The 13479-nt window shown below is 56.0% G+C and carries 9 protein-coding genes; 6 read left to right on the top strand and 3 right to left on the bottom strand.

Annotated elements, in window-relative coordinates:
• Nucleotides 1–10: 10 nt before the first annotated feature.
• The 5 genes from fdhF to ACN06F_RS02045 all read left to right on the top strand — a co-directional run bounded on the left by fdhF (nucleotide 11) and on the right by ACN06F_RS02045 (nucleotide 7643).
• Nucleotides 11–2845: a formate dehydrogenase subunit alpha gene (gene fdhF / locus ACN06F_RS02025; RefSeq protein WP_433924576.1), complete on the top strand. Its 2835-nt coding sequence runs from the start codon at nucleotides 11–13 to the stop codon at nucleotides 2843–2845.
• Nucleotides 2846–3118: 273 nt separating this feature from the next.
• Entirely contained in the window at nucleotides 3119–4261 is a 1143-nt protein-coding gene (locus ACN06F_RS02030; protein WP_433924577.1) for an ABC transporter ATP-binding protein, read from the top strand.
• A 79-nt stretch (nucleotides 4262–4340) separates the two neighbouring features.
• Entirely contained in the window at nucleotides 4341–5444 is a 1104-nt protein-coding gene (locus ACN06F_RS02035; protein WP_433924578.1) for an extracellular solute-binding protein, read from the top strand.
• 90 nt (nucleotides 5445–5534) lie between these two features.
• The gene (locus ACN06F_RS02040; RefSeq protein ID WP_433924579.1) at nucleotides 5535–6788 is read left to right on the top strand and encodes an ABC transporter permease; all 1254 of its coding nucleotides are present in this window, start codon (nucleotides 5535–5537) and stop codon (nucleotides 6786–6788) included.
• Nucleotides 6789–6791: 3 nt separating this feature from the next.
• On the top strand, nucleotides 6792–7643 hold the full coding sequence (locus tag ACN06F_RS02045; protein ID WP_433924580.1) for an ABC transporter permease: 852 nt from the start codon (nucleotides 6792–6794) through the stop codon (nucleotides 7641–7643).
• A gap of 40 nt (nucleotides 7644–7683) precedes the next feature.
• Here ACN06F_RS02045 and ACN06F_RS02050 read toward each other — a convergent pair whose 3' ends face one another.
• The 3 genes from ACN06F_RS02050 to ACN06F_RS02060 form a co-directional block, all read right to left on the bottom strand.
• Entirely contained in the window at nucleotides 7684–9735 is a 2052-nt protein-coding gene (locus tag ACN06F_RS02050; protein ID WP_433924581.1) for an FAD-dependent oxidoreductase, read from the bottom strand.
• Nucleotides 9736–9867: 132 nt separating this feature from the next.
• Nucleotides 9868–10494 (bottom strand): TetR/AcrR family transcriptional regulator, encoded by a 627-nt coding sequence (locus tag ACN06F_RS02055; RefSeq protein WP_433924582.1) that lies wholly within the window; start codon nucleotides 10492–10494, stop codon nucleotides 9868–9870.
• Between the two features lie 180 nt (nucleotides 10495–10674).
• A complete protein-coding gene (locus tag ACN06F_RS02060) occupies nucleotides 10675–11961 on the bottom strand; it encodes an aromatic ring-hydroxylating oxygenase subunit alpha (protein WP_095604661.1) in 1287 nt (428 codons plus the stop codon).
• 363 nt (nucleotides 11962–12324) lie between these two features.
• Here ACN06F_RS02060 and ACN06F_RS02065 point away from each other — a divergent pair, with 363 nt between their 5' ends.
• Entirely contained in the window at nucleotides 12325–13431 is a 1107-nt protein-coding gene (locus ACN06F_RS02065; protein ID WP_120387294.1) for a hybrid-cluster NAD(P)-dependent oxidoreductase, read from the top strand.
• The last annotated feature ends 48 nt before the right edge of the window (nucleotides 13432–13479 follow it).

The following is a 13479-nucleotide window of genomic DNA, read 5'->3' on the forward strand; positions in this document are numbered from 1 at the left end:
GGAGATCAGCATGAGTGAACCGATCTTAAACCAAAGCTTTACCCTGACCCTGGACGGCGTTGACGTCAGCGCTTACCCCGGTGAAACCCTCTGGCAAGTCGCCAAGCGCGCCGGCGAGACCATTCCGCATCTGTGTTTCAAGGATGCCAGCGGCTATCGCGCCGACGGCAACTGCCGTGCTTGTATGGTGGAGATCGAGGGCGAGCGCACCTTGGCCGCAAGCTGTCTGCGCGAAGCGGCACCCGGTATGGTGGTTAATAGTGCCAGCTCTGAACGCGCGCACACGGCCCGCAAGATGGTCATGGAAATGCTGCTAGTCGACCAGCCTGAGCGCGAAGAGAGCCCCGACAGCTCAAGCCATTTCTGGGCCATGGCTGACCAGCTGGCCATTGATGCCACGGCGGTGCGCCGCAAGCTGCCCAAGCGCGAAGAGCGTGAGACGGCTACCGTGCATCATGTGGCACCTAGGGCGGGTAGCCTGGAGCAAGACAGCAGTCACTCTGCCATGCGCGTTAACCTTGATGCCTGTATTGAGTGCAATCTGTGTGTGCGTGCCTGTCGCGAAGTGCAGGTTAACGATGTTATCGGTATGGCTCACCGTGGGGCGGCGTCTAAGATCGTATTTGATTTCGACGACCCCATGGGGGACAGCACCTGTGTTGCTTGCGGCGAGTGTGTTCAAGCCTGCCCCACTGGTGCTTTAATGCCTGCCACCCTAGTGGATGAGCAGGGGCACGGAGACTCTGCTGTGGCTGACCGTAAGGTCGACTCGGTGTGTCCCTATTGCGGGGTTGGCTGTCAGCTTACCTACCATATCAAAGACGATAAGATCCTTTATGTGGAGGGCCGCGATGGTCCTTCAAACGAGAACCGACTATGTGTTAAAGGTCGCTTCGGCTATGACTATCCGCGCCATCCATCTCGGCTTGTTACCCCGCTGATTCGGCGTGAGGGCGTCGCAAAGGGAATCGACCCAGACTTCGATCCCGCCAAGCCCCTGACGCATTTCCGCGAGGCGAGCTGGGACGAAGCCCTTGAAGTGGCCGCCAGCGGGCTTGTAAACCTTAAAGTGAATCATGGCCCTGATGCCTTGGCGGGGTTCGGCAGTGCCAAGTGCTCCAACGAAGAGGCGTGGCTGTTCCAGAAGCTGGTGCGTACCGGCTTTGGCTCCAACCATGTAGATCACTGTACCCGTTTGTGCCACGCCAGTTCGGTGGCAGCGCTCATGGAGTGTATCGGCTCAGGCTCAGTAACCGCTTCCTTTATGCAGGCCAGTCAGGCCGATGTAGTGATTCTTACCGGCTGTAACCCCGCAGTAAATCATCCGGTGGCGGCCACCTTCTTTAAACAGGCCGCCAAGCGCGGTACCAAGATAGTAATTCTTGACCCCCGTGGTCAGGCGTTGGATGCCTACGCCCATCGCAGCGTTCGCTTTTCACTGGGTACGGATGTGGCGCTGTTTAATGCCATGCTCAATGTGATCATCAGCGAAGAGCTCTATGACACGGCCTATATCGCCGAGCATACCGAGGGCTTTGAGGCACTGAAGACACATACGGTGGACATGACCCCCGAAGCGATGAGCGGCCTGTGCGGCGTTGAGCCAGAGACCATTCGCGAAGTGGCCAGGCTTTATGCCAACGCCGAGCGGGCAATGATTTTCTGGGGCATGGGCATTTCTCAGCATACCCATGGGACCGACAACGCCCGCTGTTTGATTTCGTTGGCGCTGGCTTGCGGTCAAACCGGTCGCCCTGGGACTGGCTTGCACCCTCTGCGGGGGCAGAACAACGTTCAAGGGGCTTCTGATGCCGGCCTGATTCCCATGGTGATGCCGGACTACCAGCCGGTCAGCGATGCTCAGGTACGCAGTGCTTTCGAAGAGCTGTGGAATACCAAACTGGATCCCACGCCGGGTCTCACCGTGGTGGAAATTATGGATGCTATCGCTGCGGGCACCATTCGCGGCATGTATATCCAGGGCGAAAACCCAGCGATGTCCGACCCGGATCTGGCCCATGCCCGGGCCGCGTTGGCCAAGCTGGAACATCTGGTAGTACAGGATCTTTTTGTAACTGAAACTGCTCAATTCGCCGATGTCATTCTGCCGGCCTCCGCTTGGCCCGAGAAGGACGGCACCGTCACCAACACCAATCGGCAAGTGCAGATGGGGCGTGCGGCCTTGCCACTGCCGGGCCAGGCCAAGCCGGACTGGTGGATTATCCAGGAAATGGCCAAACGCTTCGGCCTCGACTGGAATTACCAGCATCCGCAGGACGTTTTCGCCGAGATGAAGCAAGGTATGGCCTCTCTCGATCATATTTCCTGGGAGCGTTTGGAGCGCGAGCAGTCGGTGACCTACCCTTGCCCAGCGGAGGATGCACCGGGACAAGACGTGGTCTTCAGTGAGGTCTTCCCAACCGTCAGTGGCCGGGCGAAGTTTGCACCTACGCGTCCGCTGCCACCGGATGAGCCGGTAGATAACGACTATCCGACGGTGCTGACCACTGGCCGTCAGTTAGAACACTGGCATACCGGATCCATGACCCGCCGCGCCAAAGTGCTCGATGACCTGGAGCCGGAAGCCGTGGCGAGCTTGGCGCCCGCTGAGCTTATCCGGCTGGGCTTGGCGCCAGGCGATGATCTAACGATCACCACCCGGCGAGGAGCCATCACCCTCAAGGTCAGGACGGATCCGGGCATGCCCGAGGGGATGGTCTTCGTACCTTTCTGCTACGAGGAAGCCGCGGCGAATCTACTCACTAACTCGGCGCTGGATCCGTATGGGAAGATTCCAGAGTTCAAGTACGCCGCTTGCCGGTTGAGCCGCTCGAACGCGGCCTAATCGATAGCGCTGCTCACGCCCATGGAGGAATCCTCCATGGGCGTTGCTATGTCTCAATGCCCCTCCCGTAGTTGACGTTACTATGCCTATGACAGGTTGAGATTCAACGCTAATTGTCCCCGCGAAAATTGTAATGCGCTACACGCTCGCCTTATTGTCGTTAACAAGTATTAGGAAAAAAATATAAATCAATAGGGGCCCGGAGATGTGTGGAGGCATGTGTTGAATTGTGCACTTACCTTGGCGCAACGGGATTTTTAACGGGGAATGTGCATGAATGAGACCCTTGCAGACGCTGGGGGCACGACGAAGGCAACGGCAGAAGCGCCGTCGAGTTTTGCTCGCTTCGTCAATGTCCAAAAGAGCTATGACGGTGTTGAACTGGTCGTCAAGGACTTCAATCTTGATATCCGCAAGGGCGAATTCGTCACCCTGCTGGGCCCTTCGGGCTCTGGAAAGACCACCTGTCTGATGATGATGGCAGGCTTTGAAACCCCCACCCATGGTGAGATTCTGCTGAACGACGAGCCAATTAGTGGCTTGCCGCCGCACAAGCGTGGCATTGGCATGGTCTTCCAGAACTATGCGTTATTCCCGCACATGACGGTGGCCGAGAATCTAGCTTTCCCGCTTGAGGTGCGCCATCTCAGCAAAGCGGAGATCAAGGAGAAAGTGGCGAAAGCACTGGCCATGGTACGCCTGGAAGAGTTTGGTGATCGCCGCCCGGCGCAGCTCTCTGGCGGCCAGCAGCAACGGGTGGCATTGGCCCGCGCGCTGGTCTTTGAGCCTGATCTGGTGCTGATGGACGAACCACTGGGCGCGCTGGACAAGAATCTTCGCGAAGAGATGCAGTACGAGATTAAGCGCATTCACGCCCGTCTTGGGGTAACCATGATTTACGTCACCCACGACCAGACCGAAGCCCTGACCATGTCTGACCGCATTGCGGTCTTCAACGATGGCATTGTGCAGCAGTTGGCTTCTCCGGACGAACTCTACGAACGGCCGGAAAATGCCTTTGTGGCGTATTTCATCGGCGAGAACAACCGCTTGGTGGGTGACGTTATCGAGCACCTCGGTAGTGACTGCAAGGTGCGCCTGGATAGCGGCGACATAGTGATTGCCAAAACGGTGGTGGCGGGCGACGTGGGCTCGCGTACGACGCTATCACTGAGACCCGAGCGGGTCAGCATCCTGCCGGATGATACCGACGGCGCGCAGTTCGACAACCAGTTCACTGCCACGGTGCAGGAGGTTATCTACCTTGGCGACCATCTACGCACGCGAGTGTCGGTGTGCGGTAACGAGGACTTTATTTTGAAAACGCCCAATGCCCAAGGGTGTGGGGTGATGCGCCCCGGCCAGCAAATTCAGGTTGGTTGGTCGAGTGCCGATTGCCGCGCGTTGGATGCATGAGCCGGACGGCAGTCAAGTGCGCCGTTTCTCGGTATCCGATGGTGCCAGCGGCGATGACAACAGCAAACGGAGAATCTCTATGAAAATCAGCAATCGCGTTGTTAAGACAAGTATCGCTGCCGTGGGGATGTCGGCACTTGCCGTGGCGGTTAGTGCCCATGCTCAGCAGACGCTGAATATTGTTTCTTGGGGCGGTGCTTACAGCATGAGCCAGCACGAGGCTTACGATAAGCCGTGGATAGAGAAGACTGGTGACGAGATTGTCAATATCGACCGCAGTGGTAACGCTTTGGCCGGTCTGCGTGCTCAATCTCAGGCTGGCAACGTGACCTGGGATTTAGTCGACATGCTCCCCGCCGATGCCATGATCGCTTGTGACGAAGGGCTTATCGAGCCTCTCGACCATGATGAGCTGCTGGCCGACGCCCCGGATGGCACGCCGCCCAGTGAGGACTTCGTCGAAGGGGCCTTGGGGGACTGTTTTGTGGCGTCCATCGTTTATTCCAATATTGTCGCCTTCAATAGCGAGATGTTCCCAGAGGACGCTCAGCCCAGCACCATCGAGGATGTCTTCGACCTGGAAAACTACCCCGGCAAGCGGGCTCTGCTGCGCAAGCCGATTAACAATATGGAATGGGCCTTGATCGCCGATGGTGTCGAGCGTGATGAGGTCTACGCCATGCTTGAGACCGAAGAAGGCGTGCAGCGTGCTTTCGACAAGCTGGATACCATCAAGGATGAAGTCATCTGGTGGGAAGAGGGCGCCCAGCCGCCTCAGCTGTTGGCCGATCAGGAAGTCGCCTTTGCCTCTGCCTACAATGGTCGGATCTTCAATGCCATGGTCACTGAAGACCAACCCTTCGAGATCATTTGGGATGCGCAGGTGTTCGAGCTGGATGGCTGGGTTGTGCCCACCGGCAAGCTCGACAAGGTGAAGGATTATCTCCATTTCGCCACCGATACCCAGCGACTCGCCGATCAGGCTCAGTACATTTCCTATGGTCCGGCACGTCTTTCTTCCTCTGAGCTGGTGTCCACCCATGCCGAAACCGGTATCGATATGACGCCGCACATGCCAACCCACGAACCGAACTTCGCAACGGCACTGCAAAAAGATGACCTGTTTTGGGCTGACTACAACGATGAGCTGACCCAGCGCTTTAACGCCTGGCTATCCCAGTAAGGCGCTGCCGCCGTCCGTCGACAAGCGGGCGGCGGCATACCGATAGCCGATCGTTGTTGATCGCTTTTCTTGCCTGACGGAGAGATCTACGTGTCCGAACCGCCTGCAGCTCCTCTGACAACGGCCGATGGCGTGCCGCTTAAGGTTAGCCTGCGTCGCACCGTGCGACGCTCGAAAATCAAGGCGCTGTTGCTGGTTGCGCCGCTACTGGCATTTCTTTTTATCGCCTTTCTGATGCCCTTGTTCGAAATGCTGTGGCGTAGTGTCGATAACCCTGAAGTGTCTACCCATCTATCACGAACCGTTTCGGCGCTGGAAGGCTGGAATGGGGAGTCATTACCCGATGAATCTGCCTTTGCCGCCTTGGCTGAGGACCTTCGCGTTGGTCAGCAGGAACGCAACCTGGGGCTGTTGTCCAGCCGACTGAATTATGAAAAGTCGGGCATGCGTTCGACCATTAGCCGCACGGCGCGCCGCGTCGGTACCTTGGAGCCGCCGTATCGCGAGTCTCTGATCGAGGTCAACGATACCTGGGGAGAACTCGATACCTGGAAGCTGATCCAGCGTGAGGCGTCGCCCTACACCATTTCGTATTATCTGGCAGCGGTCGACCGTCAGTTGAACGCGGACGGCGAGATTGCCAAAGTGCCGGAACATATGCAGATCCACGCCACCCTGTTTTGGCGAACGCTATGGATGAGCGCTGTCATCACGGGCCTGACGCTAGCGCTCGGTTTTCCGGTGGCCTTTCTGCTGGCGAACCTGCCAACGCGTCACTCCAATCTGCTGATGATCCTGGTACTGCTACCGTTCTGGACCTCGCTGCTGGTGCGCACCACCACCTGGATTGCCATCCTGCAGTCACAGGGGGTGCTCAATGACGTGATGGTGGCCCTCGGCGTGATCGCCGATGAGGCGCGGTGGCAGATGATCCACAACAAGATGGGCACGATCATCGCCATGACGCATATTCTGCTGCCTTTCATGATTCTACCGCTTTACTCGGTGATGAAGACCATTCCACCCAGCTACATGCGCGCCGCGCGCTCTTTGGGCGGCAAGCCGTTTCTCAGTTTCCGCCGGGTCTATTTCCCGCTGACGATTCCAGGCATTGCCGCTGGTGGCATCTTGGTATTCATACTGTCGATTGGCTACTACATCACACCGGCGTTGGTGGGTGGGCAGTCGGGTCGCTTCATCACTAATTACATCGCCTACCATATGCAGACATCGCTCAACTGGGGGCTGGCGGCCGCGATTGCCTCCATCCTGCTGTTCGTGGTGATTATCTGTTATCTGGTATTCAATCGTCTGATCGGCGTCGACAAGGTCAAGCTGGGGTAAACGATGGCTATTCCTTCCTATGCCACCCGTGGCGAGCGCATTTGGCATTACATCTTTCTGGCTATCTGCGGCCTGGTGTTCCTGTTTCTGATCGGGCCGCTATTGGTGATCATACCGTTGTCATTCAATGCGCAGCCCTACTTCACCTTCAGTAAGGAAATGCTGACTTTCGACCCGGCCGGTTATTCGTTGCGCTGGTATCAGGATTTCTTTACATCGAGCGAGTGGCTCAATGCCATCAAGAACAGCTTCATCATCGGTATTGCGTCCACGCTGCTGGCCACGGTGCTAGGGACGGTGGCGGCGCTAGGGTTGTCTAGTCGGCATATGCCAGCGCGAGGCGCGATTATGGCGCTGTTGATCTCGCCAATGATCGTGCCGTTGATCATCTCTGCGGCGGCGATGTTCTTCTTCTTTTCCAAGGTCAATCTCGCCCAGACCTACTTAGGCGTGATCCTGGCCCACACGGCGCTCGGCATTCCCTTCGTGGTCATCACCGTAACCGCTACGCTATCGAGCTTCGATACCACGCTGATCCGTGCGGCGCATAGCCTTGGGGCCAATCCGACACGAACCTTCTTTAAGGTGGTGCTGCCACTGGTGACACCAGGGGTGGTATCAGGAGCGCTGTTTGCTTTCATTACGTCCTTCGACGAGGTGGTGGTGGTGCTGTTCATTGCCGGGCCCGAGCAACGTACCATGCCGATACAGATGTGGTCGGGCATTCGCGAGCAGATCAGCCCAACGATCCTCGCTGTGGCAACCCTGCTGGTGCTGCTCTCGATGCTGCTGCTTACCACGCTTGAGCTGCTACGTCGGCGCAGTGAGCGTCTGCGGGGGCTCTCTCCCGACTAAGCCCAAACAGCGTTTTTACCGCGCCGGTTTGATGTGAAAACTAAAGGTCTTTGACCAACCTAAGCGCGTCGTAGATGGCCGCGTGAGTATTACGGGACTCGACGGCATCACCGATACGGAACAGTTGGAAGCTGCCATCCGGATTGCGCGTTATGTTCTGGGGGGCGCCCACGATTAGGTCATCGTAATTCACCTCGCCGCGGTTGCTGGAGTGTGGCTTTAGCTCAAAATAGAGTTCGGCCATCGGTGTAATGCCGTAGTTGACCACCACTTGGTCGATGCGCCGTGCATGCTCCCTATCCTGCTGGCCGTGAGCAATATAATCGCTGGTGATTTCAGCGAGCAGTTGGTTGCCGTCGCGCTGCACAGAATTCAGTCGGTAAGTCGGCGTGAATATGACGTTAGCGCGCTGTAGGGAGCGCATGTAGGGCACCAGGTTCATGGCCATGATCTCTGCGGAGAAGGTGCGGTCCGGCGTCATAATCTCAAGCTCTGCTCCCGTGGCGGCGATGATCTCTGCCGCCTGCAGAGCGGAATGGTCGCCTGCATCGTCGAACAGTAATACCCGCTTGCCAGGCGGCACGTGCCCGGAAAGAATGTCCCAGGTGTTGATCACTAAGTCGTGGCCGACGGTGGGTTGGTCTTCCAGGGGATAGCCGCCGGTAGCCACGATCACCACATCAGGTTTTTCGGCGAGCACGTCCTCGGCCTCGGCCCAGACGTTGTAGCGGATCTCGACTCCGAGCGCCTGGCAGCGTGCTAAACGCCAATCGATGATGCCCAGCATCTCGCGACGTCGCTCACTCTGTGCCGTGAGACGTATCTGCCCTCCAGCATCGCTGGCGGCTTCTAATACCACCACCGAATGGCCACGCTCGCCAGCAACACGAGCGGCTTCTAATCCTGCTGGACCTGCGCCGATAATGACGACTCGCCGTTGCTGTGCTGCCTTAGGAATGGTGTGGGGCATGCTGATTTCACGCCCGGTGGCAGCGTTATGGATGCAGTAGGCGGCACCGCCTTGATAGATGCGGTCAAGGCAGTAGTTGGCGCCAACGCAGGGACGGATCTCTTCCTCTCGCCCCTCTACGATCTTGCGCACGATGTGCGGGTCGGCCATGTGGGCACGGGTCATGCCGATTATGTCGACCTTGCCGGAGGCGATGGCATAACGGGCAGTGGCGACATCCTGGATCTTGGCGCCATGAAAGGTAGGGAAATCGGTCTCGCGACGTATTTCTCCGGCAAAATCCAGGTGCGGGGCGCTAGGCATGCCTTGTATAGGAATCACGTCGGTGAGCCCGGCGTCGGTGTCGATGTGGCCGCGAACCACGTTGAGGAAGTCTATCAGTCCGCTACTCTTTAAGCGTCGTGAGATCTCCAGCCCATCACTGGATGTCAGTCCACCCGATAGCATTTCGTCGCCGGTATAGCGAACGCCGACGATGAACGCCTCGCCAACTCGCTGGCGAATGGCGCGTAGCACGTCAAAGGTGAAACGCAGTCGGTTATCGAGATCCCCACCATAAGGTTCCTCTAAGGTATTGGTCAGTGGCGACCAAAACTGATCCATCAGGTGGCCGTAGGCCTGCAGCTCGATGCCATCGAGACCGGCAGCGTGCATGCGTTCGGCAGCATCGGCGTAGTCACGGATCAAACGTTCGATATCCCAATTCTCTACCTGCTTGGGAAAGGCGCGGTGGGACGCCTCGCGGCGATGCGAAGGCGACACCGCTGGCAACCAGTCACCTTTGTCCCAACGGGTACGTCGGCCCAAATGAGTCAGTTGGATCATCACCGCGGTACCGTGCTCATGGCAGGCATCGGTCAGCTCACGCATCCAAGGTACGACTTCATCCTTATAGGCGAGAATATTGTTGAACACCGGCGGGCTGTCTTTTGCTACCGCCGCGGATCCAGCCGTCATGGTCAGGCCAAGACCTGCCTTGGCCCGCTCGACGTGGTAGGCACGGTAGAGTGCTTTGGGCATCCCATCCTCAGGATAAGCGGGCTCATGAGCTGTCATCATAAGCCTGTTTTTTAGGGTCAGGTGTTTGAGTTGGAAGGGCTGCAACAGCGGATCGTTAGCCATGGATAGCACTCTATTTTGTTGTGTATTTAACAAAGTTAGGTGCCGATGTTCATTCCTGTCAATTTAATGTTCATTGGTGTACGTTGATGGGGCGGTAACTGACATAAACCCGTCGCTTATCGCATCGGCCTACTACTCTTCTACATACCCATGGCGGGCATGGAAGCGTTGCAGTTCCCTTGCGTCAGGAGATTGGCCGGTGAATATTTCGACATAGGCGGGGATGCGCTGCATACGTACTTTGACCGGTTCCTGTGTCTTCATCGAGATATAGCCGATCTGGGTTAGGTAGATCGTGCGGCCACGAACGTTGGCCGCCAGTGAATCATAACCATAGCGCTGGAACATGCGTGTCAGGGCTTCGATACGTGTGGCATCGGCAGCCTCGATTTCACTCACCACCGGCGCCGACTGCAGTGCCCAGCTGCGCATGGCGAATTCTAGCGGGGAGTCGAATAAGTTAGGATCTAACCAGCAGTCGAAGACATTAAGCATCGCCTCGACGATATTCTCGGCATAAGCTTCGGTCTGATGCACCAGTCCCTGGGTGTTCTTTTCACGCCAGCGTTCGATCAGTGCTTCCAGCAGTGACTCACGGTCCTTAAAGAACCAGTAGAAACTGGTCCGAGAAAGCTTTAGGCGCTTGGCCAGGGGCAGAATGCGTACGCTATCGATGCCCGATTCCAGTAGCGTCTCAAACGCTGCATCAAGCCAGACGTCTTGGGAGCCCTTGGTGGCGGACGTATTGGGGGAGGGCATGGGGCTAACCTTTAGAAATGTTGCGATATAGTGTACACATGTGTCTTTTATGTGTACACGTGGTTGGCGCTCTCGGCTGAGTTCTGGTGAAGGTGACGATCAATGTCTCTATGCGCGCCGCTAAACAAGTCTGGCCCGCATAAGCGGGCCAGATAGATGGGGACATTACTCTGCAAAACGTCAGCCTTGCGCTAACTGTAACGCGGGAGCCTCGTGGCCTAGATTCTCAAGCATGCGGGCGGCGTACCAATTGACAAAGTCGATAACACCGAACTCATAGGTTTCAGAATAAGGCCCAGGCTGATAAGCCTTTGAGTTGATGCCGCGCTGGTTCTCTTCGGCGAGCTGGCGATCCTGGTCGTTGGTGGCATCCCATACTCGGCGAAGCTGTTCGGGGTCGTAGTCGACGCCTTCCACGGCATCCTTGTGAACCAGCCATTTGGTAGTTACCACGGTTTGCTGCGGACCGATTGGCAACACGCGAAATACCACTGCGTGATCGCCCATGAAATGGTTCCATGAGTTGGGCAGATGAAGGATGCGCAGTGAGCCCATGTCGGGGCTTGATAAACGCCCCATCAGTTTCTTGCTGCCGGGCTTACCATCCATTGTCATGGAGACAATGCCATCCAGCAGTGGCGTACGCGTCAGGCGGTTGCGTTTACCAAACCGTTTTAACTGGTAGGGCACCTGTTCGGCATCCCAGTCTGCTTGTTTACGTGCCACCAGCGCTTTATAAGCGGGTGTTGCGCGGGGATCGTCGGTATCATCAAACTCCTGCAACGAATTAAGCAGTTCAGGGTGCGCGCCGTTACAGTGGTAGCACTCGCGGTTGTTTTCGATGACCAGCTTCCAGTTGGCTTGCTCGACGATGCTGGATTCGGTGGCAACCTTGACGTTGTCCATCTGGTACGGCTCGAGATAATGCTCAAGCGTTGTCAGAAAATCGTCAATTGCAGGTGGTTCATCGCTCAGGTTGATAAAGATGAAGCCGCCAGCTGTTTGGACGTTGACCGGCTTGAGGCCAAACTGGTTGAGGTCGAAGTCAGTGCCCATGTCGCTACCGGCAAACAGCAATCGGCCATCAAGCTCGTAAGTCCACTGATGATACGGGCAGACGAGTTTTGCCACCTTGCCCTTATCTTTTACGCATAGACGCGAACCGCGATGGCGGCACACATTGTGAAACGCATGAATAACGCCTTCACTACCGCGCACAATAACGATGGGATTGTCACCAATATCCAAGGTGATGAAATTACCCTTGGAGGGGATCTCGCATGTCATGCCTGCGAATAACCACTCTTTTTCGAAGATCTCTTGCATATCAAGAGCAAACAGGCGGGCATCGTTATAAAACGGTTGCGGAAGAGAAAAGGTACGCGCCCTTTCCTGCAGCATATGGGCCGTTGACTCACGAGCCGCAGCGAGTGGGTCGTCCATCATATTAGAAACACTTTTTTCCATACCAGTATCCTCGTAAACCTCCGCTTTCCCCTCAAGGGCTGCGTGGCGGCCGTTAGTCAAGATTGTTTATCTTGTTGTTCTGTTGCGTAACCTGGCGTTTTATTCGAATGGGGCCTGATGTCAGTGTCTGATTGTGTTGCAGGCACATCCTTGCCAATTATCTGCCCGCGACATCAGGTGGCGTAGCGGCGACTAAAGAAGAGCTTTCTAAGCAATAAAGAGTGGCACGAGGTAAGTGCGCGTCGTTGTCAGGTAAGTCGGCTAAGAGGAGCGTCCCCAAAATGCACATCAACGGTGCTGGGCTGTATAGCGAATACAGTTCGGTAATGCATAGCGATGAAGGCTGGTCAGGCAGAGGCGATAATGACAACTAATTTCTTTAACCCGGTCACGACCCAAACCTGGACTAACGGCCGCCACCAGGTACGTTGCGTTAAGGTGATCCAAGAAACCCAAGATGTACGCACGTTCTGTTTTATGGCGGAGCAACCCGTACTGTTCTTCTTCAAGCCTGGCCAGTTTGTGACCCTTGAGCTTGAGATCGATAATCAGCCGATCATGCGCTCCTATACAATCTCAAGCTCACCCTCTATTCCTTACAGCTTTTCGATCACTGTTAAGCAGGTGCCGGGAGGCAAGGTTTCCAATTGGCTGCATGCCAATTTAAAAATAGGCGATGAGCTGGTGGTGCATGGGCCGGTCGGTAACTTTAACTCGATCGACTTTCCCGCCGAGAAAGTGTTGTTCCTCTCCGGCGGTGTTGGCATTACCCCTTTAATGTCCATGACACGTTGGCTTTTTGATACTAATGCCGCTGTGGATGTTGAATTTATACATAGTGCTCGAGCTCCCCGCGATGTCATTTATCACCGTGAATTGGTGCATATGTTTTCGCGTATCCCTGAGTTCAAACTGCATATTATCTGTGAGAGTAAAGAGGATATTGGAGAGGCGTGGGCTGGCTACCGGGGTTATCTCACCGAGCCGTTATTCGAATTAATGGTGCCGGACTTTATGGAGAGGGAGATCTTTTGTTGCGGCCCAACTCCCTATATGAACGCCATCAAGCGTATTTTGCAGCACCATAACTTTGATATGAGCCATTATCACGAAGAGTCGTTTGGCGCCACGCCTGTCGACGTTCGTGATGATGTGCGTGAGCTGGCCGAGCAAGCAGAAGTCGATGCTGAAAATGTTGATAGCAATGACTTGCACAGCATTGAGTTCGCATCGACCGGCAAAAGTGTGCGCATTCAGCCTAGCGAAACGGTGCATGCTGCAGCGGCGAAGTTGGGTCTGCATATCCCCAAAGCATGTGGTATGGGGATATGCGGTACTTGCCGCGTAGAGCTCAAGTCGGGGGAGGTGGATATGGAGCATAACGGGGGCATTACGGATGAGGATGTCGCAGAAGGATACATTCTATCTTGCTGCAGTCGTCCTAAAGGGGACCTCGTCGTCGATTTTTAACGCAGTCATTTTTTAATACTTCAGTAAAGCGCCCTTTATGGTTTTTGC

Source organism: Vreelandella sp. 21, assembly GCF_050995515.1.
In the GTDB taxonomy this organism is placed as follows: domain Bacteria; phylum Pseudomonadota; class Gammaproteobacteria; order Pseudomonadales; family Halomonadaceae; genus Vreelandella; species Vreelandella alkaliphila.

Bases quoted from the DNA above. Each gene is read 5' to 3' on its own strand.
- fdhF (WP_433924576.1), top strand. From the start codon at position 11: ATGAGTGAACCGATCTTAAACCAAAGCTTTACCCTGACCCTGGACGGC.
- ACN06F_RS02030 (WP_433924577.1), top strand. From the start codon at position 3,119: ATGAATGAGACCCTTGCAGACGCTGGGGGCACGACGAAGGCAACGGCA.
- ACN06F_RS02035 (WP_433924578.1), top strand. From the start codon at position 4,341: ATGAAAATCAGCAATCGCGTTGTTAAGACAAGTATCGCTGCCGTGGGG.
- ACN06F_RS02045 (WP_433924580.1), top strand. From the start codon at position 6,792: ATGGCTATTCCTTCCTATGCCACCCGTGGCGAGCGCATTTGGCATTAC.
- ACN06F_RS02050 (WP_433924581.1), bottom strand. From the start codon at position 9,735: ATGGCTAACGATCCGCTGTTGCAGCCCTTCCAACTCAAACACCTGACC.
- ACN06F_RS02055 (WP_433924582.1), bottom strand. From the start codon at position 10,494: ATGCCCTCCCCCAATACGTCCGCCACCAAGGGCTCCCAAGACGTCTGG.
- ACN06F_RS02060 (WP_095604661.1), bottom strand. From the start codon at position 11,961: ATGGAAAAAAGTGTTTCTAATATGATGGACGACCCACTCGCTGCGGCT.
- ACN06F_RS02065 (WP_120387294.1), top strand. From the start codon at position 12,325: ATGACAACTAATTTCTTTAACCCGGTCACGACCCAAACCTGGACTAAC.